The sequence below is a fragment of the Amylibacter sp. IMCC11727 genome (assembly GCF_029854195.1).
Taxonomy (GTDB): Bacteria; Pseudomonadota; Alphaproteobacteria; order Rhodobacterales; family Rhodobacteraceae; genus Amylibacter.
This window is the reverse complement of record NZ_CP122960.1, coordinates 2,649,370-2,670,282: the sequence shown is the minus strand read 5'-3', so window position 1 is coordinate 2,670,282 and position 20,913 is coordinate 2,649,370. Positions and strand designations below refer to the sequence as shown.

General features: G+C 55.2%; 20 protein-coding genes. 12 read left to right on the top strand and 8 right to left on the bottom strand.

What is annotated here, in order from left to right; all coding sequences use genetic code 11:
• The 9 genes from QBD29_RS13490 to recN all read left to right on the top strand — a co-directional run bounded on the left by QBD29_RS13490 (position 1) and on the right by recN (position 10,000).
• The gene (locus QBD29_RS13490; protein ID WP_280098614.1) at positions 1 to 318 is read left to right on the top strand and encodes a DUF2484 family protein; all 318 of its coding nucleotides are present in this window, start codon (positions 1 to 3) and stop codon (positions 316 to 318) included.
• Positions 311 to 1,249 carry a UDP-N-acetylmuramate dehydrogenase gene (gene murB, locus QBD29_RS13485; protein ID WP_280098613.1) on the top strand — a complete coding sequence of 313 codons (939 nt, stop codon included), beginning with the start codon at positions 311 to 313 and terminating at the stop codon, positions 1,247 to 1,249. The genes QBD29_RS13490 and murB overlap by 8 nt, the downstream gene beginning before the upstream one ends.
• Before the next feature lie 79 nt (positions 1,250 to 1,328).
• Positions 1,329 to 2,243 carry a D-alanine--D-alanine ligase gene (locus QBD29_RS13480; protein WP_280098612.1) on the top strand — a complete coding sequence of 305 codons (915 nt, stop codon included), beginning with the start codon at positions 1,329 to 1,331 and terminating at the stop codon, positions 2,241 to 2,243.
• Positions 2,231 to 3,142 carry a cell division protein FtsQ/DivIB gene (locus QBD29_RS13475; RefSeq protein ID WP_280098611.1) on the top strand — a complete coding sequence of 304 codons (912 nt, stop codon included), beginning with the start codon at positions 2,231 to 2,233 and terminating at the stop codon, positions 3,140 to 3,142. Before QBD29_RS13480 ends, QBD29_RS13475 begins: the two co-directional genes overlap by 13 nt.
• A 1-nt stretch (position 3,143) precedes the next feature.
• Positions 3,144 to 4,478 (top strand): cell division protein FtsA, encoded by a 1,335-nt coding sequence (ftsA, locus tag QBD29_RS13470; RefSeq protein ID WP_280098610.1) that lies wholly within the window; start codon positions 3,144 to 3,146, stop codon positions 4,476 to 4,478.
• Positions 4,479 to 4,652: 174 nt separating this feature from the next.
• Complete coding sequence (gene ftsZ, locus QBD29_RS13465; RefSeq protein ID WP_280098609.1) at positions 4,653 to 6,296, top strand: cell division protein FtsZ; 1,644 nt, start codon at positions 4,653 to 4,655, stop codon at positions 6,294 to 6,296.
• Positions 6,297 to 6,445: 149 nt separating this feature from the next.
• Complete coding sequence (lpxC, locus tag QBD29_RS13460) at positions 6,446 to 7,363, top strand: UDP-3-O-acyl-N-acetylglucosamine deacetylase (RefSeq protein ID WP_280098608.1); 918 nt, start codon at positions 6,446 to 6,448, stop codon at positions 7,361 to 7,363.
• A gap of 129 nt (positions 7,364 to 7,492) precedes the next feature.
• Positions 7,493 to 8,347: an outer membrane protein assembly factor BamD gene (locus QBD29_RS13455; RefSeq protein ID WP_280098607.1), complete on the top strand. Its 855-nt coding sequence runs from the start codon at positions 7,493 to 7,495 to the stop codon at positions 8,345 to 8,347.
• Between the two features lie 6 nt (positions 8,348 to 8,353).
• Positions 8,354 to 10,000: a DNA repair protein RecN gene (recN, locus tag QBD29_RS13450; protein ID WP_280098606.1), complete on the top strand. Its 1,647-nt coding sequence runs from the start codon at positions 8,354 to 8,356 to the stop codon at positions 9,998 to 10,000.
• Here the strand turns inward: recN and ptsP are convergent.
• The 6 genes from ptsP to QBD29_RS13420 all read right to left on the bottom strand — a co-directional run bounded on the left by ptsP (position 9,991) and on the right by QBD29_RS13420 (position 16,064).
• Positions 9,991 to 12,237: a phosphoenolpyruvate--protein phosphotransferase gene (ptsP, locus tag QBD29_RS13445; RefSeq protein ID WP_280098605.1), complete on the bottom strand. Its 2,247-nt coding sequence runs from the start codon at positions 12,235 to 12,237 to the stop codon at positions 9,991 to 9,993. The two genes, recN and ptsP, sit on opposite strands and share 10 nt — an antisense overlap.
• A 15-nt stretch (positions 12,238 to 12,252) precedes the next feature.
• Positions 12,253 to 13,503: an aspartate kinase gene (locus QBD29_RS13440; RefSeq protein ID WP_280098604.1), complete on the bottom strand. Its 1,251-nt coding sequence runs from the start codon at positions 13,501 to 13,503 to the stop codon at positions 12,253 to 12,255.
• Positions 13,504 to 13,604: 101 nt separating this feature from the next.
• Complete coding sequence (locus QBD29_RS13435; protein WP_280098603.1) at positions 13,605 to 14,036, bottom strand: DUF1178 family protein; 432 nt, start codon at positions 14,034 to 14,036, stop codon at positions 13,605 to 13,607.
• Positions 14,037 to 14,125: 89 nt separating this feature from the next.
• Positions 14,126 to 14,485: a glyoxalase superfamily protein gene (locus QBD29_RS13430; RefSeq protein ID WP_280098602.1), complete on the bottom strand. Its 360-nt coding sequence runs from the start codon at positions 14,483 to 14,485 to the stop codon at positions 14,126 to 14,128.
• Positions 14,485 to 15,045: a GcrA family cell cycle regulator gene (locus tag QBD29_RS13425; protein ID WP_280098601.1), complete on the bottom strand. Its 561-nt coding sequence runs from the start codon at positions 15,043 to 15,045 to the stop codon at positions 14,485 to 14,487. Before QBD29_RS13425 ends, QBD29_RS13430 begins: the two co-directional genes overlap by 1 nt.
• Before the next feature lie 140 nt (positions 15,046 to 15,185).
• Positions 15,186 to 16,064: a DMT family transporter gene (locus QBD29_RS13420; protein WP_280098600.1), complete on the bottom strand. Its 879-nt coding sequence runs from the start codon at positions 16,062 to 16,064 to the stop codon at positions 15,186 to 15,188.
• Between the two features lie 123 nt (positions 16,065 to 16,187).
• Here QBD29_RS13420 and QBD29_RS13415 point away from each other — a divergent pair, with 123 nt between their 5' ends.
• The 3 genes from QBD29_RS13415 to argF all read left to right on the top strand — a co-directional run bounded on the left by QBD29_RS13415 (position 16,188) and on the right by argF (position 19,088).
• Positions 16,188 to 16,784 carry a hypothetical protein gene (locus QBD29_RS13415; protein WP_280098599.1) on the top strand — a complete coding sequence of 199 codons (597 nt, stop codon included), beginning with the start codon at positions 16,188 to 16,190 and terminating at the stop codon, positions 16,782 to 16,784.
• A gap of 202 nt (positions 16,785 to 16,986) precedes the next feature.
• Complete coding sequence (locus tag QBD29_RS13410; protein ID WP_280098598.1) at positions 16,987 to 18,165, top strand: aspartate aminotransferase family protein; 1,179 nt, start codon at positions 16,987 to 16,989, stop codon at positions 18,163 to 18,165.
• The gene (gene argF / locus QBD29_RS13405; protein WP_280098597.1) at positions 18,162 to 19,088 is read left to right on the top strand and encodes an ornithine carbamoyltransferase; all 927 of its coding nucleotides are present in this window, start codon (positions 18,162 to 18,164) and stop codon (positions 19,086 to 19,088) included. The genes QBD29_RS13410 and argF overlap by 4 nt, the downstream gene beginning before the upstream one ends.
• 38 nt (positions 19,089 to 19,126) lie before the next feature.
• Here argF and QBD29_RS13400 read toward each other — a convergent pair whose 3' ends face one another.
• On the bottom strand, positions 19,127 to 20,158 hold the full coding sequence (locus QBD29_RS13400) for a P1 family peptidase (RefSeq protein WP_280098596.1): 1,032 nt from the start codon (positions 20,156 to 20,158) through the stop codon (positions 19,127 to 19,129).
• Positions 20,158 to 20,904 (bottom strand): SDR family oxidoreductase, encoded by a 747-nt coding sequence (locus QBD29_RS13395; protein WP_280098595.1) that lies wholly within the window; start codon positions 20,902 to 20,904, stop codon positions 20,158 to 20,160. The genes QBD29_RS13400 and QBD29_RS13395 overlap by 1 nt, the downstream gene beginning before the upstream one ends.
• Positions 20,905 to 20,913 lie beyond the last annotated feature (9 nt).

Here is a 20,913-nt window from a genome sequence, read left to right as displayed (position 1 = left end):
GTGTTTGAAATCGGGCTTTTTTCGGCGGTGGTGTTTGCGGCGATTTGGATTGTCATAGGCAGCATCGTTGCGTTTTTGCCCCGTCCGTATCATCCGCCTTTTGCGCTGTTGTTGTTGATCCTGCTGTTCCCCTTAATCCCGTATCTGTGGATTGCAGGGAACCCGTTTCTTGCCATTATGTTTGTGCTGGGTGTTGGGTCCATAATGCGCTGGCCGTTTTATTACATCGGGCGTATGGGGTTGCGAAAGATTGGTGTGCCGATCCCCAAAGACCCGTTTGAAAAGACGAATTTTCAGAGTGAGCCGAAAGATGACTGACCTAAACTTACCAGACGTGCGCGGCACGTTGTCGTTTGATCACGATATGTCGGGGCTGAGTTGGCTGCGTGTGGGTGGCCCAGCGCAGGTGTTGTTTACGCCTGCGGATATGGAGGATTTGCAGGGGTTTTTGCGCGGTCTTGATCCGAGCGTTCCTGTGTTTCCCATCGGCGTGTGTTCGAACCTGATTATCCGTGATGGGGGGCTGGATGGTGTGGTGATCCGCTTTGGCCGAGGTTTCAATAGCATTGAACAGCTTGAGGGCAATCGCGTGCGGGCTGGTGTTGGTGCGCTCGATGCGCATGTGGCGCGTAAGGCGGCGCAGGCGGGCACGGATTTGGCGTTTCTGCGGACTATTCCTGGGGCCATAGGTGGCGCAGCGAAGATGAACGCGGGCTGTTACGGAGTGTATACGGCGGATGTGTTCGTCGAGGCAGAGGCTGTAACGCGGCAGGGCGAGGTTATTACGCTAAGCAAAGAAGATATGGGGTTTGCGTACCGTTCCACCACTTTGCCAGAGGGCGTGATCCTTACCTCTGTGGTTTTGCAGGGCACGGCGGGTGATCCAGCAGAGATTGAAGCGAAGATGGAAGATGCACTGGCCAAGCGGGAGGCGACGCAGCCGACGAAAGAGCGGTCTTGTGGATCAACATTTCGCAACCCTGCAGGGTATTCATCCACAGGGCAAGCGGATGACGTGCATGATCTGAAGGCATGGAAGGTCATCGACGATGCGGGAATGCGCGGCGCATCCATCGGCGGGGCGCAAATGAGCGAGATGCATTCCAACTTTTTGATCAACAAGGGTGGCGCATCTGCCGCAGATTTAGAAAATTTAGGCGAGTTGGTGCGAAAAAAGGTTTTGGAAAACAGCGGAATATCCCTAGAGTGGGAAATTATGCGGGTTGGCAAAGCTGGCGCGCAGACGTAAGCGGTATGGATCGCGTAAGACGATCTAATAAACGCCCGCAGAGCCCATAAGGGCCGAGGGTAACAGACGAGGCGGAGCAATGTCGAGCAGGGCATTCCATCGCGTAACAGTGTTAAAAGGCGGCCCGTCGGCTGAGCGAGAGGTGTCTCTGGCGTCAGCTGCGGAAGTTTGTAAAGCATTGCGCGCAGAAGGGTATGAGGTCACAGAGGTGGACGCGGGTCCTGATCTGGTGGCTGATTTGCGCGCGTCCAATCCCGATGTGGTTTACAATTCTTTGCACGGTCGTTGGGGCGAAGATGGCTGCGTTCAAGGTTTGCTTGAATGGTTGCAGATTCCTTACACGCATTCTGGCGTGTTTTCCTCTGCGCTGGCCATGGACAAAGAGAAATCCAAAGACGTGTTGCGCATGGCAGGTTTGCCGATGATGGACAGCATGTTGGTGTCCAAAGCCGATGCAATGGCAGCACACCCGATGCAGCCGCCTTATGTGATTAAGCCGTTCAATGAAGGGTCCTCCGTTGGGGTGTATCTGGTGGATGAAAACGCCAACGGCCCCGCGAAGTTAGATGACGACATGCCAGAGATCGTGATGGTTGAGGCATTCGCCCCCGGCCGTGAAATGACCACGGCGGTGATGGGGGATCGTGCCCTTGGTGTGACAGATATCATCACTGATGGCTGGTACGATTATGACGCCAAATATAAGGCAGGCGGGTCACGTCATGAAATCCCTGCCAACATCCCGACCGAGATTTTCGATGCTTGTTTGGAATACGCATTGCGCGCGCACAACGCGCTTGGCTGTCGTGGGCTGACGCGGACTGATTTTCGGTGGGACGAAAGCAAGGGGCTTGATGGGTTGATTATCCTTGAGGTGAACACACAACCCGGATTTACGCCAACATCGCTTGCGCCTGAGCAGGCGGAACATGCGGGGATTTCCTTTGGTGAATTGGTCACTTGGATCACGGAGGATGCGTCATGTCAGCGATAGACGATCTGCGTGAACGCTTTGGTCCTGCGCCTGCCCCCAAAAGTGGGCATGATTACAGCCCAAGCCGCATCAAGTACCGCCTAGAGCGAATTTGGCTGACGCCGATGTATAAATCCCTGATCCGTACAGGGGTTCCGTTGATGTTGGTGGTTGGATTTACCGCGAATTATTTTGCGCAGGAACAAACACAGCTGCAATTGGCGCAGAGCATTACAAACGCCAAGAGCATGATCGAAGAACGCCCTGAATTTGCGGTCAATCTGATGCAGATCAAAGGGGCCAGCACAGTTGTTTCAGAACAGGTGCGCGAGGCTGTGCCGATGGAATTTCCAGTCAGTTCTATGCGGTTGGATTTGGCGGCGTTGAAAACCCGTATCGAAGCTGTCGATGCGGTTAAAAACGCGGATGTGTATTTGCGTGACGGCATTTTAGAGGTGCAGATCAACGAACGCGCACCTGCACTGGTTTGGCGGGGGCCAAGCCATTTGGAATTGGTTGATCCCGTTGGCGAACGCGCGGGTATTTTGGTGAGCCGTGAAGGGTATCACGGGTTGCCGCTGATCATTGGGGATGGTGCGCAGGCCAAGGCCGAAGAAGCGCTGGAGATTTTGGCGGCTGCAAAACCGATTGCAGATCGTGTCAGAGGATTGCGTCGCATGGGCGAGCGACGCTGGGATGTCATGTTGGATCGCCAACAAATCATCCAATTGCCCGTTAAGGACCCAGTTCCAGCGCTTGAGCGCGTCATCGCATTACACAGTGCGCGCGATGTGTTGGGACGGGATGTAACAGTAGTAGATATGAGAGATGGGCGCAGACCTGTCCTTAGATTATCCGTGCCAGCAGTCGACGAGCTGTATCGGTTGCGGGCCATAGCTGATGGGGAAGACGAGACATAGCATGACACATTTATACGAAACACAACGCGCCATGAGACAACGCCGCCGCGCGGCCCTGCAACGGGGAGTGGTTGCGATTTTGGACGTGGGCACGGCCAAGATTGCCTGCATGATTTTGCAGTTTGATCCTTCTGTTCAGATGAACGCCCAAGAAGGCATGTCCGCCATGGCGAGCCACGGCGCATTCCGTGTGATTGGCGTGGCCACAACGCGGTCGCGCGGTGTACGGTTTGGCGAAGTCAGCACAATGGAAGAAACCGAACGGGCCATTCGCACCGCAGTGCAAGCGGCACAAAAGATGGCGAATACCCGTGTCGATCACGTGATTGCGTGTATGTCAGGGGCCGAACCGCGCAGCTATGGCGTGACGGGCACTGTGCAGTTGGAAAACGGGTCGGTGATGGATTACGACATTGGGCGTGTTTTGGCCGAATGTGATGTGCCCGATTACGGGCAAGGCCGTGAAGCGGTTCACGCGATGCCAGTGAACTTTGCGCTCGATCATCGGTCTGGCTTGTCTGATCCGCGTGGTCAGATTGGCAATCGTCTGTCTGTGGATATGCACCTGTTGACGGTGAACACAGGCGCGGTTGAAAACCTGCTGAAGTGTATCAAGCGGTGCGATCTGGAATTGGCTGGTTTCGCATCATCCGCCTATGTTTCGGGTGTGTCTGCGCTGGTGGAAGACGAACAAGAGTTGGGCGGAGCCTGCATTGATTTTGGCGGCGGGGCCACAACGGTTTCTATTTTCCTGAAGAAACACATGATTTTTGCCGATAGCGTGCGCATGGGCGGGGATCTTGTGACGTCTGACATCAGTCAGGGTTTGCAGGTGGCCACAACCACGGCAGAGCGGATTAAGACCTTTCATGGTGGTGTGATGGCCACGGGGATGGATGATCGCGATATGATCGAAATTGGTGGGGACACGGGTGATTTCGATCACGACCGTCGCCGCATCAGCCGATCCGAGCTGATTGGCGTTATGCGCCCAAGAGTTGAGGAAATTTTGGAAGAAGTGCGCGCCCGTTTGGACGGTGCTGGGTTTGACCATTTGCCAGGACAACGGATTGTTTTGACAGGGGGTGGCAGCCAAATTCCAGGGTTGGAAGGGCTGGCGAGCCGCATTCTGGGACAGCAAGTGCGGTTGGGAAAACCGCTGCGAATTCAAGGGCTTCCACAGGCAGCAACGGGTCCAGCCTTTGCGTCATCCGTGGGTTTGGCGTTGCATGCTGCGCACCCGCAAGACGAGTGTTGGGATTTCAATCTGCCTGTTGCAGGTCACGGTGTTCAGCCGCTGAAACGCGCCATGCGGTGGTTTAAAGATAACTGGTAAACGACATGTGGTTTGGTGGGCGAAACCTTGCTGAACCTGTGTAATGAGTACAATAAATCTTGGTGATTCTACGATTTTTCGTGACGTTCGCGAATCAGTCGTTTAGCATACCGAATCAGGGCAAATACGACCGTCTTAAGGCGGCGAGAGCAAAAAAATACAGGCGGATTAAACATGACATTGAACTTGCGCATGCCAGAAATGGTAGATTTGAAACCACGTATCACAGTGTTTGGTATCGGTGGTGCTGGCGGTAACGCTGTAAACAACATGATCGACAAAGCGCTGGATGGCGTGGATTTCGTGGTTGCGAACACAGATGCGCAGGCATTGCAATCCGCCAAGGCGACGTCGAAAATCCAATTGGGTGAGAAAATCACCGAAGGTTTGGGTGCAGGCGCACGGCCAGCCGTTGGTGCGGCTGCCGCAGAAGAAAGCATCGAAGCGATTGTGGATCACCTTGTCGGATCGCACATGTGTTTCATCACAGCCGGTATGGGTGGCGGCACAGGCACTGGTGGTGCGCCAATCGTTGCACAAGCTGCACGCGAGCTGGGCATTCTGACCGTTGGTGTTGTTACCAAGCCGTTCCAATTTGAAGGCTCCCGTCGTATGCGCCAAGCAACCGAAGGCGTTGAGGCGCTGCAAAAGGTTGTGGATACGCTGATCATCATTCCGAACCAGAACCTGTTCCGCATCGCAAACGAGCAGACAACATTTACAGAGGCCTTCAGCCTTGCAGATGATGTGCTGTATCAAGGTGTTAAAGGTGTGACAGACCTGATGGTGCGCCCTGGTATTATCAACCTCGACTTTGCTGACATTCGCTCCGTTATGGATGAAATGGGCAAGGCGATGATGGGTACAGGCGAAGCATCTGGCGAAGATCGTGCGATCCAAGCGGCAGAAAAAGCCATCGCCAACCCACTGCTCGACGAGATTTCCTTGCAAGGGGCGCGCGGTGTTCTGATCAACATCACAGGCGGCAGCGATCTGACGTTGTTCGAACTGGACGAAGCGGCAAACCGCATTCGCGAAGAAGTGGACCCAGAGGCCAACATCATTGTTGGGTCTACGATGGACCCATCTTTGGAAGCTATTATGCGCGTTTCCGTTGTGGCAACAGGTATCGACGCCATTGAAGGTGCCGCAGATATTCCAGTGCCGCGCCGCAGCTTGAAAGAGCCGCTGCCAGCGGGCACAGAATTGACCGCGCCTGTTGAAGAAGCAGCGCCTGCGCCAGTGGCAGAGCCAGTTGCAGCAGCAACACCAGAAGCAGAGCCAGTGGCCGAAGTTGAGGCCGTTGCTGAAACAGTGGCAGAGCCGAGCCTGTTTGAAGCAATGACAGTGGAAACACCTGCGGAACCAGCACCAGTGGCTGCGGAACTGACAACAGACGATGGATTGCCAGCGCCTGCCTATCAGCCACAACCCGCTGCGGTTGAAACTGTGGAGGCCACTGAAAGCTTCTTTGATCGTCAAACAGAATACGCGGCGGCCCCAGCGCAAGCAGAAGTGGGCCAACCAAGTGCATCAACACTGGCGCGATTGGACGCTGCGGTGTCCAAGGCGCCTCGTGTTGAAGAGACACGCGCGGAAACACCAAAGTTCTTTGCCGGTTCTGCACAGGCAGAAAAGCCAAAAGGCTTCCGCTTGAACAGCCTGATTTCACGCATGACAGGCCACGGCGATACGCAGGAAACCGCGCACCGTGAACAGCCACCTGTTTCACAATCCGCTGACATGGCCGAGGATCAAGTGGATCCAGAGCAGGAGCGCATTGAAATTCCAGCGTTTTTACGGCGTCAGGCGAACTGATCCGATAATTCCGACATAAGTATTGAAAAAGGGCGTGTTACAGACACGCCCTTTTTGTTTCTGGGCTGTCACATTCGGTCATAAAGCGTGAATTGAGATTGCGCCTTGCTTTGCTTATTTATCAGAGCAAGCAAAAGCATGGGTGCGTTATGCAAAGAACCTTAAAACAACCGATCGAAATAGTAGGCAAGGGCCTGCATTCTGGTAAACGAGCCGTTTTGCGCGTTTTGCCTGCTTCGGCTGAATACGGCATTTGGATGCGTCGCGTGGATGTAACAGATCGCGACAACCTGATCCCAGCGTTGTACGATCATGTGAACGACACACAGCTGTGTACCCGTCTTGCAAATGATGCAGGGACCGAAGTGTCCACCGTGGAACACCTGATGGCCGCACTGGCTGGCACAGGCATTCACAACGCACTTATCGAAATTGACGGCCCAGAAATCCCGATCATGGATGGCAGCTCTGCCCCATTCGTTGCGGCAATCCTGAAGGCGGGCTTGCAAGAACAAGACGCGCCGCTGCGGGCGATCCGCATTTTGAAAGATGTGACCATTGCCGTTGACGGGTTCACTGCCACCTTGTCCCCTGCGGATAGCATTGAAATCGAATTTGAAATTGATTTTGACGAAGCGGCCATCGGGCAGCAGTCAAAATCCCTTAAAATGTCCAATGGCGCGTTTGTGCGCGAATTGAGCAATTGCCGTACTTTCTGTCGTCGTCGTGACGTGGATATGATGCAATCTGCTGGCCTTGCGCTTGGTGGTGGGTTGGAAAACGCCATCGTTGTGGATGGTGCAGATGTTTTGAACCCCGAAGGGTTCCGCCGTGCCGACGAATGTGTTCGCCACAAAATGCTCGATGCGTTGGGTGATCTGGCACTGGCTGGCAGCCCGATTATTGGGCGGTATGTTGGCGAAAAAGCGGGCCACCGCGCCACCAATCTGTTGCTGCGTGAATTGTTCGCGAATCCAGATGCGTGGGAAATGATCGACGTCACATCAGAGCAGTGGAATGACCTGCCAGGTGCGCATATCAAACCGTCAGATTTCGTTCACGCGTGATACGATCAAAGGCATAGGATAAAAGTTATGCCTTTACCGTGCGAAACCGTTTTTCCTTTGGTCATTTTGTGCTAGTTAACTGCCAAATTGCGGCCTATGGTTGGGCCAGCGAATTAGGGTGATGCAGTAATGGCTTCTTTTGCAAAACGTATTGTACTGGGCGCAGTGGCTGGCACTGTTTTGTTCACGGCTGGTTGTGGGCGTTTCGCGCAGGAAGAAGAAGTCACGCTAGAAAACACGCCGCCTGAGCAAATCTTTCAGCAGGCCGAAGCAAAGCTGACACAACGCCGTGGCGCAGAAGATGCCGCCGTCCTGTTCACCGAGGTTGAGCGACTTTACCCCTATTCTGAATGGGCGAAACGGTCGATCATCATGTCCGCATTTGCGTATCATCAGGCCAAACTTTATGAAGAGAGCCGTGGCGCAGCGCAGCGGTATTTGGATTTTTACCCAGCAGACGAAGATGCGGCCTATGCGCAGTATCTGATTGCGCTGAGCTTTTACGACCAGATTGACGATGTGAGCCGCGATCAGGGGATTACGTTCCAAGCATTGCAAGCCCTGCGTACAACAGTTGAACGGTATCCTGACAGTGAATACGCGTCATCCGCGTTGTTGAAATTTGATCTGGCGCTGGATCACTTGGCAGGTAAAGAAATGGCTATCGGTCGTTTCTACCTTAAACAAGGGCACTTTGGTGCTGCGATTAACCGGTTCCGCGTGGTGGTGGAGGATTTCCAAACCACAACGCACACACCCGAAGCCTTGCACCGTTTGGTCGAAGCCTATGTGTCGCTGGGTTTGAATGCAGATGCGCAAACTGCGGGTGCGATTCTGGGCCACAACTTCAAGGGTACGGATTGGTATAACGACACTTTCGTGCTGTTGACGGGCAAAGGCATTTCCACAGATGAAGCGAATGATGCAAGCCAAGGTTGGCTGAAGAAAATCTGGCGTCAGGTCGCGCGGGGCGAGTGGCTGTAACCGCAAATGCTGCGTGGCCTATACATCCGAAACATGCTGCTGATCGACCGATTGGACCTAGAGTTCCAGTCGGGTTTGAACGTGCTGACCGGGGAAACCGGCGCGGGTAAATCCATCCTATTGGACAGTTTGGGATTTGTTCTGGGCTGGCGGGGCCGCGCGGATTTGGTGCGTAAGGGTGCAGACCAAGGCGAAGTGACAGCGGTGTTTGATATTGCCGAGGGTCATCCTGCTGCGGCTGTGCTAGCGGATCATGATTTCAGCATTGAAGACAATGAGTTAATCCTGCGTCGAACCAACACACCTGATGGGCGTAAGACCGCATTTGTGAATGATCGCCGCGTGTCTGGTGAAGTGTTGCGCGCCTTGTCTGACACGTTGGTGGAGTTACACGGACAGCATGATGATCGCGGATTACTGAATGCCAAAGGGCATTTGGCGCTGCTGGATGCGTTTGCGGGTGTGAACCTTGGGCCTGTGCGCAAAGCGTGGTCCGCTGTGCGCAAAGCGCAAAGCACGTTGGACGCAGCAAAAGCGGCGCTGGAAGAGGCACAAAAGGACGCGGATTTTCTGCGTCATGCGGTAAAAGAACTGGACGATCTGTCGCCTGAGGCCGGTGAAGAAGTGGCGCTGGATGCAAAGCGGCGTTTGATGCAGGGCGCAGAGCGTGTGCGTGAAGACATTGCCAAGGCGGCAAATGCGCTAGGGGCCGATGCTGCCGAAGGGGCGATGATGGATGCGATGCGCTGGCTTGAAGGGGCAGCCGATGCAGCCGAGGGGCGATTAGAAAGCCCCATTGCCGCCCTGTCACGGGCAGCATCGGAATTGTCAGATGCGCAACGCGGTGTGGAAGATTGTCTGCAAGCGTTGGATTTTAACCCGCTGGAATTGGAAGCCACAGAAGAGCGATTGTTTGCGATCCGCGATCTGGCGCGTAAGCACAATGTACTGCCTGACACATTGGCGGAGTTTGCCGATGATTTGCGCACGCGATTGCAAGCCATTGATACAGGGGCGGATCAGATTGTTGCGTTGGAATCGGAATTGGCGGCGGCCAAGGATGTATATAACGGTATTGCGGATAAGTTGACGACCGCGCGGGCCAAGGCGGCAGGAAAGCTCGATAAATCAATGGCTTCGGAATTGAAACCGTTGAAAATGGAACGTGCTGTTTTCACCACTGAAATGACAGATGTGGGGGCCGGGCCAGACGGGCGCGACGGCGTTGCGTTTACCGTTGCTACGAACCCAGGGGCGCCATCTGGACCGATTGAAAAAATCGCGTCGGGTGGGGAATTATCGCGGTTTCTGTTGGCGTTGAAAGTGTGTTTAACCCGCCAAAACGAAGGTGTGACCCTGATCTTTGACGAGATTGACCGAGGCGTGGGCGGAGCCACCGCAGATGCGGTTGGGCGTCGATTGGCGGCATTGGCCGAACAGGCGCAGATTTTGGTTGTGACTCATTCCCCGCAAGTGGCCGCGCAAGGGGCGCATCAGTGGCAGGTTTCTAAATCTGTGACCAAAGGGGTTACGATTTCCACTGTTGCAAAACTGGATGTGGATCAACGCACAACGGAAATTGCGCGGATGTTGGCAGGGGATGTCATCACGCCCGAGGCCGAAGCGGCAGCCAAAGCTCTGCTTCAGCGATAGGTGTCTGTGTACCACTTGCGGATGTCATCGCGCACGGATTGAACCCCTGACAATCGCGCGGTGTCAATCGCGTCTTTTGCAGCGGCCAAATCCACCGTCATCAAGCGATCTTTGACGGGCCCGATGGAGGCAGGACGCATCGACAAAGTGCGCAACCCCATGGCCGCAAAACACATCGCTTCGAGTGGGCGGCCCGCGTCTTCGCCACAAAAACTGACCGGCGTGTCAAATTCAAAGCAGCGTTTCGCGATCAATTCGATAAACGTCAAAAAGCTGACGTTCAGCGTATCATAGCGGCGGCGCACCCTTTCGTTTTCACGGTCTGCAGCAAAGAAAAACTGTTTCAGGTCATTGCCGCCGATGGAAATAAAGTCTGCCATTTCAAAGAATTGGTTCGGAGCAAACGCCAGCGAAGGGGTTTCAAGCATGGCCCCCACTTTGATGTCTTCGGGCACCACATGACCCAAGCGCAGCTCGTTCTCGATGGTTTTATCGAGCATGGCTTTGGCCTGTTTGAATTCTTCGAATTGGGCCACGAAGGGGAACATAATGTTGACCGCACGCCCTTGGGCCGCCCGTAAGATCGCTTCGAGCTGCATGCGCATAATGCCCGGCTTATCGAGCGAAATGCGGATGGCGCGCCAGCCGAGCGCGGGGTTCGGCTCGTCTTCTGGTTTGAGGAAGGGGACAACTTTGTCAGAGCCGATATCAAGCGTGCGAAACGTGACAGGTTTGCCTTTGGCGCTGTCCATCACGCGGGCGTATTGGCGCGACAAATCGGTCCGTTTGGGCATTTCATTGCGCACTAAGAATTGCAATTCGGTGCGAAACAGGCCCACGCCTTCGGCCCCAGAACTGTCGATACTGGGCAAATCTGCTAGCAGACCAGCGTTCATCAACAAATCAATTTTCACGCCGTCTTTGGTCACCGCAGGTTTATCGCGAATGGCGGTAAACCGTGCCTGTGCTTGGTTTTCCATGGCGATTTTGTCGTTAAAGGCAGAGGCGACGTTGTCGTCTGGACGCAAATGGGCGATCCCTTGATCCCCGTCCACCAAAATCGCATCGCCATTCAACGCTTCGCGGGTGATGTTGTCTGCGTGGATGATCATGGGAATGGCCCAAGCCCGCGCAATAATTGCAGCGTGGGAGCCAACAGATCCTTGTTCCAGAACAATGCCGCGCAGGTCTTTGCCATATTCAAGCAGTTCACCTGGCCCGATATTGCGCGCAACCAAAACCGCCTTTTCAGGCAGGGCATCCCCTTCGGCACGGCCTTGCCCCGTTAAGATACGCAACAGGCGATTGGATAGGTCATCCAGATCATGCAGCCGTTCGCGCAAGTAAGGATCGGGTACACGGGCCATGCGGGCACGGGTGGCGGATTGTTCTTTTTCAACGGCAACTTCGGCTGCCAAACCGCTGTCGATGGAAGCTTCGAGTCGTGCGCGCCAGCCTTTGGAATTGGCAAACATGCGATAAGTTTCCATCACCTCTAGCTGTTCGCCATCGCTTTCTTTTTTTGTGGCGGACAACATGTCGTTCACGGAAATGCGCAAGCTGTCCATGGCTTCGTTTAAGCGGATTTTTTCGGCTTCAGGATCGTCTGCAACAGGGTTTGAAATAACAATTTGGGGGTCGTGTAACAGAACATTGCCCCGTGCTGCGCCTTCTTGGGCAGAGGCGCCTGAAAACATGATGGGCCGTTGGTGTGGGGCTGTCATCGCCTCCCCATCGCCGACAAACGCGCCGAGCTCTTTCATTTCGGCAATGACCATGGCCACCACTTCGAGCGCGTAGACATCGTCTTCGGAATATTTGCGTTGCGCTTTGGATTGAATGACCAAAACGCCGAGCACTTCGCCCAAGCGTTGAATCGGCACGCCGAGAAATGATGAATACATTTCCTCGCCCGTTTCGGGCATATAGCGGAAGCCTTTTTCCTTGGTCGCGTCATCCGCATTCACAGGAGAGGCTTCTTTTGCGACGCGCCCAACGAGCCCTTCGCCATACCGCAAGCGGGTGACGTGAACGGATTCTTTTTTCAGGCCTTCGGTGGCGCAGAGTTCCAGTGTTTGGCGGTCACGGCGCAGGTAAATGGAACACACTTCGACCCCAACACCCGCCGCCACCAGCTCAGTGATGTGGTCGAGCCGTTGCTGACCATCGCCGTCTTCTGCCAGCGTGTCGCGCAACCGTGTGAGCAGTTGCCGACTGTCTAAGCGTGATTTTACCAAAGTGTTCCTTATGCGCTATGCGTCTGCGAGTTCAAACTCATCATGCAGTGCGCGGACGGCCAGTTCCATATATTTCCGATCTACAAGCACAGAAATTTTAATTTCGGAGGTTGTGATAACCTGAATGTTGGCGTGGTGGGCGGCCAGAACTTCGAACATTTTCTTGGCCACACCTGCCTGCGACCGCATACCGTTCCCAACGATAGAGATTTTCGCAACGTTCGTGTCGGTGATCAAATCGCGATAGTTCAGCTCGCCTTCATCGGATGCTTTTTGCATTGCCGCTTGTGCCAAAGGCACGTGATCGACGGGGCAAGAGAAGGTCATGTCCGTGCGGCCATCTTCGGAAATGTTTTGCACGATCATATCGACGTTCACGCCTGCATCTGCCAGCGGGCCAAAGATTGCCGCAGCAACCCCTGGGCGGTCAGCGACGGAGACAAGGGTCATTTTGGCTTCGTCACGAGAGTAAGCGACGCCTTTGACTACGCGGATGTTTTCCATGATTTCTTCCTCTGAGCAAACGAGTGTGCCGACTTCGGCAGAGATATCTTCTTCAAAACTGGACAAAACCCGCAAACGCACGCGGTAAGACCGGGCCAATTCAACGGAACGGGTTTGTAGGACTTTCGCCCCGAGCGATGCCAGTTCCAGCATTTCTTCGTAAGAAATTTTATGCAGCTTGCGTGCATCTGCCACGATACGTGGATCGGTTGTGTAAATGCCGTCTACGTCGGTGTAGATGTCGCAGCGTTCTGCATCGAGCGCGGCGGCAAAGGCCACGGCGGTGGTGTCTGATCCGCCGCGCCCCAATGTGGCGATACGGCCGTCGGCCATAACGCCTTGGAACCCTGCAACGACTGCGACTTTGCAGCCTGACGCAAAAGACGCATCAAGATTGTCAGATGGGATCGCGTCAATGCGTGCGGATTCGTGTTTGCCTGTGCATTGCACTGGCACTTGCCAGCCTTGCCAGCTGCGCGCGGGAATGCCCATTTCTTGTAGACGCATGGCCATCAGGCCCGATGTGACGTTTTCACCAGAAGACACAACCGCATCATATTCGGCGCGGTCATACAGCCCGTTTTCAGGGGCGCTGTCTTTGACCCAACCAACCAGTTCGTTGGTTTTGCCAGACATGGCGGATACGATGACCACGACTTCATAGCCGTTTTCGACTTCTTGTCGGACTTTGTTTGCGGCATTGGCGATCTTATCAAGATCGGCCACGGACGTGCCGCCAAATTTCATGACCAAGCGGGGCATATGCAAGGGTCCCTTGGGCTGCTTCAAAACGTTCGGGCACGTCTTACGCGGGATAAGGCGCAAGGGGAAGGGCGTTTTGGTCGCGGGGGAAAGGGACGGTGTTAGTTGGCGCGCTTTTTTTGGCCCCAAGGCAGGGGCGCGACGGGAATGCCGTCTTCGATCAGGGCTTTGGCGTCTTCGAGTTTGGCCTGCCCGATGATGGATCGTTCGGGCGCGTCACCATCGTGGATTTTGCGGGCTTCTTTGGCAAAATTGTCACCCACGTCTTCGGAATTGGCTTCGATGGCTTTGCGCATTTCTGCCAGCGCCTGTTCGGCGGGGGATGCAGGGGCGGACAAGGGGCGTTCAGATGGGCTTGCAGCATTTCGCGCAGGGCGCACACGTGGGGCCATCACGGCCTTTTCCACCCCGAGGGCACCGCAGACCGAACAGGTGACCATTCCCGCAGCCAGCAGCTTGTCAAAGGCTTCCGCGGATTGGAACCAACTGTCAAATGTGTGGTCGTGTTCGCATTTAAGCGTGTAGCTGATCATGGCTTTCGCGTTTATGGTGTCGTTGCGGTAAATGTGGTGGTTTTCCAGCTCGGGTCAAGCCTTTCACGGGCAATTGAGCAGCGGATTGATCACACATCCTGAGAAAAGATAAGCGTATTTCCGAAAGGGTCCGTGACCGAAAATTCGCGGGTTCCATAGGGTTGGTCCTGCAAGCCTGGACGGGCATAACGGTAGTGTGGGTCAAGAGTTTCGTGAACGGCCATAACATCTTTCACGGGGATGCGGATGCGCGAACCAGGAGTGCCATCGCCATTGTGTTCGGACAGATGAATGACACAGGTCCCGCGTGATATTCCCATATAAATGGGTGTGTTGGGTTCAAAACGGTGTTCGAACACAACGGAAAACCCCAAATAATCCAAGTAGAAATCCCGCGCCCGCGCTTCATCAAAGATGCGCAGGATCGGGATCGGAGCCTGTAAGGGCATTAACGTGCGCGACGGTCGCGGCGTGCTGACATCGGTTGGAAAGCAACGGCGTTATGGGCTTCGCAATAAGGTTTGCCTGTTTGCACGCCGAGACCGCAGAACCAGAACTCTTCGGTTGCTGGATCGCCGATAGGCCATTTGCAGGTTTTTTCGGTCAATTGCATCAGGTTCAGCTTTTTCGCTTTCTTTTCAACTTCGGCCACTGTTGCGAGGGCTTCTTCGCTGATTTCAGAATTTGAAGGCTGCGGCGGCAGAGGCTGGCCTGCCGTGATGATCGGTTTGCGCACTGGCAGGGCCACTGGCTTTTCCGCCATTTCCGCCGCTGGGGACGGTTTGGCCGCTGGTTTTGGCGCGGCTTTTGGCTTGGCTGCCTCTTTCGGGGCTGGCTTTTCCTTGGCGGTTTTGGCGGGTGTCGCACGGTTAGACAGGCCCAAGCGGTGAACTTTGCCGATCACAGCATTGCGGGTTACACCGCCGAGCTCTTTGGCGATTTGGCTGGCGGATTTGCCTTCGCCCCACATGGTTTTCAGCAATTCAACGCGGTCATCTGTCCAAGACATAAGATGTCTCCTTTATCGTGCGCAGCCAACGGCCATCGCGTAATCTGTATCAGGCTGCACCTTATCCCGTCTGGGGGAGGGGTTACAAGACGAATCGGCTGGTCTTGGGGTGTTGGCCTGCCAGTTTCGTGTGCATTTTGTTAGGTTTTGTTGGCAATTCGCGCCTCGCGCCACGCGAGCAGGGCCGCACCAGACAGAATGATTGCCGCCCCAAGAATGGAAATTGCATCAGGCTGCGCGGTGAAGATCAAAAAATCATAGAGGGTGGCAAACACCAGTGTGGCATAGCTAAACGGCGCAACATAGGATGCCTCTGCGCTGCGCATGGCTTGGATAAACAAAGCCTGTCCTGTGACCATAATCAGCCCAATGGCACCAAGCCCGATCCATTGATCCATGCTTGGGCTTTGCCACACAAAAAAGGCGGCGGTACAGGCAATTGTCGCGCCGATGGTGTTGTTGAGCCAGAGGATTTGCACGGGGTTTTCGCGGCCTGACAAGAACTTAATCAGGATGATTTCCAGCCCCATAGCCATTGCCGCACCAAGAGCCAAAAGGGCGGCGGGTTGAATGCTGTTGCCACTGGGGCGCAACAGAATGAACGCACCGCACAGTGCGATAGCGGCGGCAAGCCAACGCCATTTGCCGATTGTTTCTTTTAGGATGAGAATGGCGAAGAACATGCCAAACACGGGGTTCAGAAAGCTGATTGCGGTGGCGTCGGGCAAGGGAATGCGCGCAACAGCAGCAAACATGAGGGTCACACCCATCCAGCCCAGAAAGGACCGCCCGAAATGTAGCGGTAGATTGGGTTTTGTAATCCGTTGGCGGGTTGTCACTGCAAATACTGTGATTGCGAGAAATGCAAAAAAGAAGCGGCCCGCGGAAACCTGCATCGGATGCAGCGGTGTTTCAGTGGTGCCAAGGTATTTTGCAACGATGGTGGTGGCGGCGAACAGGGCGCTGGCCAAAAGGATCATCACAGCGGCGCGGCGTGGATTTTGTGCGACTGACGTCATCAGAATGCTCAAACTTTAGACAAAATGCTGGCTGAGCCGTCTGATTTTGCAACGAACAGCGGCGATTGCTTGATCTGTGCATGGGACGGATCAACAGTTTTGTAAAGCAGATAGGAGGCGCGAATGGCGGGGATTGGACACAACGGCGGACCAAAACGGTTGGGACGCGGCTGGCAAAAACACTGCTGGACGCAGTCACGCAACGCGCTGATCGGTAAGCGGATGCCTGTGGAAGTGGTGCGTATGCGGATCAAACGGGCGCGGGAATTGGGGCTGGAATATCCGCAATACGCGTCGATCTTGCTGGGATCTGGTCGGGATATTGTTGGGTTTCTGTTTTCGGTGGACGGCTTGCAGTTGCGGCTGCGCAAACGGTTGGAGATGCCTGATCTGGTGCAAGATAAATTGCGTGGGTTGGATCGTGTGACCCTGACGGCTTTTGCTCCTTCGGGCGAAACACCAAAGCGGTTTCAACGAGAATTGTCCGAAGTTGCAGGCGTTCCCTTTGCATCCTGTGCGCCCGAGGCAGAAGGGCCGCTGGGGTGGTCCGCAGCCCGCGCCGCTGTAAGGGCAGTTTTGGACCCGCTTTCTTTGCCCAGCGATGCCGTTGTGATGATTGGCACACGCGCGGAAGAAGCCCGCATGGCAGAAGCCGCACATCTGGCGCGGTTCATTGCGTCTGGGGACTACTTTGGCAACCACGCGCAAAACTTTGCTTGACGGGACGGCGTGCCGCGCATTAGGTGAGCGTCATGGAAAACACGACAGCATACACAACGCCGCGACGCCGACGCTAATTGTATCCACCGCCAGCTTACCGCTACGCGGCTCGTTTTTGTTTCCCGAGCCACCCCTAACATAATTGACTTACAGCCCATGATCCGTCACGGATTGGCGCTTAAAATACAGAAGGAAGACTTCGATGATCCCTGAAATTCTGCCCACATACGGACGTGCGCCCATGGCTTTTGTCAAAGGCGAAGGAAGCTGGTTGGTGGACGATCAGGGCCGACGCTATCTGGATATGGGCGCGGGTATTGCGGTGAATGCGCTGGGTCATGCGCATCCAAAACTGGTTGAAGTATTGCAGCATCAAGCAACGCAGTTGTGGCATACATCGAACCTGTACCAGATCCCGAACCAGCAATCTTTGGCAGAAAAGCTGGTGGAACACACGTTTGCCGATACAGTGTTTTTCACCAACTCTGGCACGGAAAGCATGGAATGTGCGGTGAAAATGGCGCGCAAGTATCATTACGAGAAGGGCAATCCTGAACGGGTGAATATTATCGCGTTTAACGACAGCTTTCATGGTCGTTCGCTTGGAATGATTTCTGCGGCGGGGGCCGAAAAGCTGACCAAAGGGTTTGGGCCGTTGTTGCCTGGGTTCATTCATTTACCTGTGGGGGATCATGATGCGCTGGAAGCGGCAGTGGATGATAAAACCGCGGCGATTTTGGTGGAACCTGTGCAGGGCGAAGGCGGGATTATTCCAATCCCCGATCAATGTCTGAAGGGGCTGCGCGATCTGTGTGATAAACACGGTATCTTGTTGATTTTTGATGAAATTCAATGCGGTGTAGGGCGGACTGGTAAATTGTTTGCCCATGAATGGGCGGGGATTGAACCAGATATTATGGCCGTGGCCAAGGGTATCGGCGGTGGCTTTCCGCTAGGCGCGTGTTTGGCGACCGAGGATGCGGCCAGCGGTATGGTTGCGGGCACGCACGGCTCCACTTATGGCGGCAATCCGATGGCCTGCGCCGTGGGCGGTGCGGTGATGGATATTGTTGCGAATGATGAGTTTCTGGATGCAGTGAACGGCAAAGCTGGGCTGTTTCGCCAAAAGCTGGAAGGGCTTGTCGCGAGCCATCCCGATGTGTTTGAAGAGGTGCGTGGCCTTGGGCTGATGATCGGGGTGAAGTGCAAAGTCACCAATCTTGATGTGGTGAAAGCGGGCTATGATGCGGGCGTTCTAACTGTGCCAGGGGGGGACAATGTGATCCGTTTGCTGCCACCGCTCAACATGTCTGATGATGAAATTGGGCAGGCGGTTGATCTGCTCGATCAAGCGGCGAGCGCCATTGAGGCCGCCAAATGACGCATTTTCTGGATATTCACAAAACCGACCCTGCGGCGCTGCGCCAGATTTTAGATCAAGCGCAGCTGATGAAAAACACCCGCGCGGGCCTGCCTAAGGGGACGGCGGACACGGATCAGCCGCTTTCAGGGCAGATGGTTGCCCTGATATTTGAAAAACCGTCCACACGGACGCGGATTTCTTTTGATGTGGGCGTGCGCCAGATGGGTGGAGAAACCATGGTTTTGTCAGGTGCTGACATGCAGCTTGGCCATGGGGAAACCATTGCGGATACAGCGCGGGTTTTGTCGCGCTATGTTGATTTGATCATGATCCGCACGTTCGATGAAAGCGTGCTGTTGGAAATGGCGGAATTTTCCGATGTGCCTGTGATCAACGGTCTGACCGACCGCACGCATCCCTGCCAGATCATGGCGGATGTGATGACGTTTGAGGAACATCGCGGCCCGATCAAAGGCAAGAAAGTTGTCTGGTGTGGGGATGGCAACAATGTGTGTGCGTCCTTCCTGCACGCCGCAGGGCAGTTTGGGTTTGATTTTACGTTTACGGGGCCACAGCAGTTGGACCCAGAGGATGAGTTTGTCGGACTGGCCCGCAAAGCGGGTGTTCGCGTCACCATTGAGCGTGATCCAGCCTTAGCGGTGCAAGGGGCCGATTTGGTTGTGGCGGATACATGGGTGTCGATGCACGACAGCCAATCCACCAAAGAACGGCGCCATAATATGCTGCGGCCTTATCAGGTGAATGATGAATTGATGTCCCATGCCAATGACACTGCGTTGTTCATGCACTGTTTGCCAGCCCACCGCGAGGATGAGGCCACATCAAGCGTGATGGACGGGCCAAATTCGGTGATTTTCGACGAGGCTGAAAACCGTTTGCACGTGCAAAAGGCGATTATGCGCCACTGTTTGGGTCTGTAGTTACCCGTGCGGGCGGAATGCCTGCGGCGCGGATATTTTTACTCTGAAGAAGGTGTGTCCTGTGCCCATGTTGACAGCAGATCGTTGTCAGCAGGCGTAGCGTGATACACCGCGCGGGCGATGGATCGGGCGATACAATGAGCCGCCGCATTGCCAAGTGTCATGAGATCAGCGGGCGGTTCGCCGTTGCGTGGGTTTGTGGACAGCGCGAAGATCAGATCACCGTCATGTGGCGTATGGCTTGGCATAATGGCGCGGGCCATTCCATCATGTGCGGCGGTGGCGAGCCGTTTGCATTCTGCTTTGGTCAGTGGCGCGTCGGTGGCGATGATTGCGACTGTGGTATTGGTCGGTGCACCGTGAGGGACGCGGCCGAGTTTCGCCATGGCGGCGACCTTGCGGCTCGGTTCTGGGGTCGCGATGTTGGATTGTGTGTCGGGGCCTAGCCCGCCAAATTCGCCGTTTTGTTCAAAGGGGGCAGCCCAGAAGTGACGGGAATTGGGTTGCGTCACGGCACCAATGGGGTTGGCGGCGACCAAAGCACCAACGGTGTGCCCACTGTCGAGCGTGAAAGACGCAGAGCCAAGGCCGCCTTTGTGCATGGCGGTGAGCGCACCCGTGCCCGCCCCTGCGGTTCCGATGTCGAAATCTGTCGCTGCGTTGTTATAGGCTGCAACGCCGAGGTCGTAGTAAGGGTTGCGGTCCCAATCTTTGTCGCCGCCGTTGAGAAGGTCAAAAATGATGGCGGCGGGGACGATCGGGATAACCGCAGGGCCAAGGGCAAATCCGCGCCCATCTTGGCGCAGACGTTCTTGTACCCCTGTGGCTGCATCAAGACCAAAGGCAGAGCCGCCCGAAAGAACCAGCGCGTCGATGGCTTCGACCATTTTGTCAGGAGCGAGCAGATCGGTTTCGCGCGTGCCCGGGGCGCCGCCCATCACATCGACGGACGCGATAAAGGGCTTATCTGCCAGCAGGACCGTGCTGCCTGATTTTAGCGTGTCGTCTGATGCGTTGCCAACGCGAAGACCAGGCACATCGGTGATCAAGTTCTTGGGGCCAACCTGCATCAGATACAGCGCCCGCCGTCGACTTCCATGCAGACACCCGTGATCATGGATGCTTCGTCTGAACACAGATACGTGGCGGCGTTGGCCATGTCTTCGGGGGTGGAAAAGCGGCCCAAGGGAATGGTGGACAGGAACGCAGCGCGCCGTTCGGGGGTGTCTTCGCCCATGAAGGAAGCCAGCAAAGGTGTTTCGCCAGCGACGGGATTCAGCGCATTCACGCGGACGCCAAAAGGGGCGAGTTCCACGGCCATGGTTTTGGTGGCGGTGTTCACCCAACCTTTGGACGCGTTATACCAATTGAGGTTGGGGCGTGGGGAAATGCCAGCGGTGGACGATACGTTCAAAAAATTGCCCGTTTTGTTGGCTTTCATGTGGGGCACCAGAGCCTTTGCCATGAAATAGATGGATTTCATATTCACATTCATCACGCGATCAAAATCTGCCTCTGACACGTCTTCCATCGGGGTGGGCAGGTGGGTGACACCTGCGTTGTTGACCACGATGTCGATGGTTTGAAATGCCTCAATCGCTGTGTCCCGCAGGGCGTTGATGGAGGCCCCATCGCCCACATCCACATGGCAGGGAATAGCGTTTTTACCCAGGGTTTTGGCGGTTTCGCTCGCCCCATCTGTGTTGATGTCTGCCACCACCACTTTGGCCCCTTCGGCGATGAATTTCAGCGCAATTCCTGCGCCAAAGCCCGACGCAGCCCCTGTGACGATGGCGGTTTTTCCTGCGAGTCTCATGGCAAATCT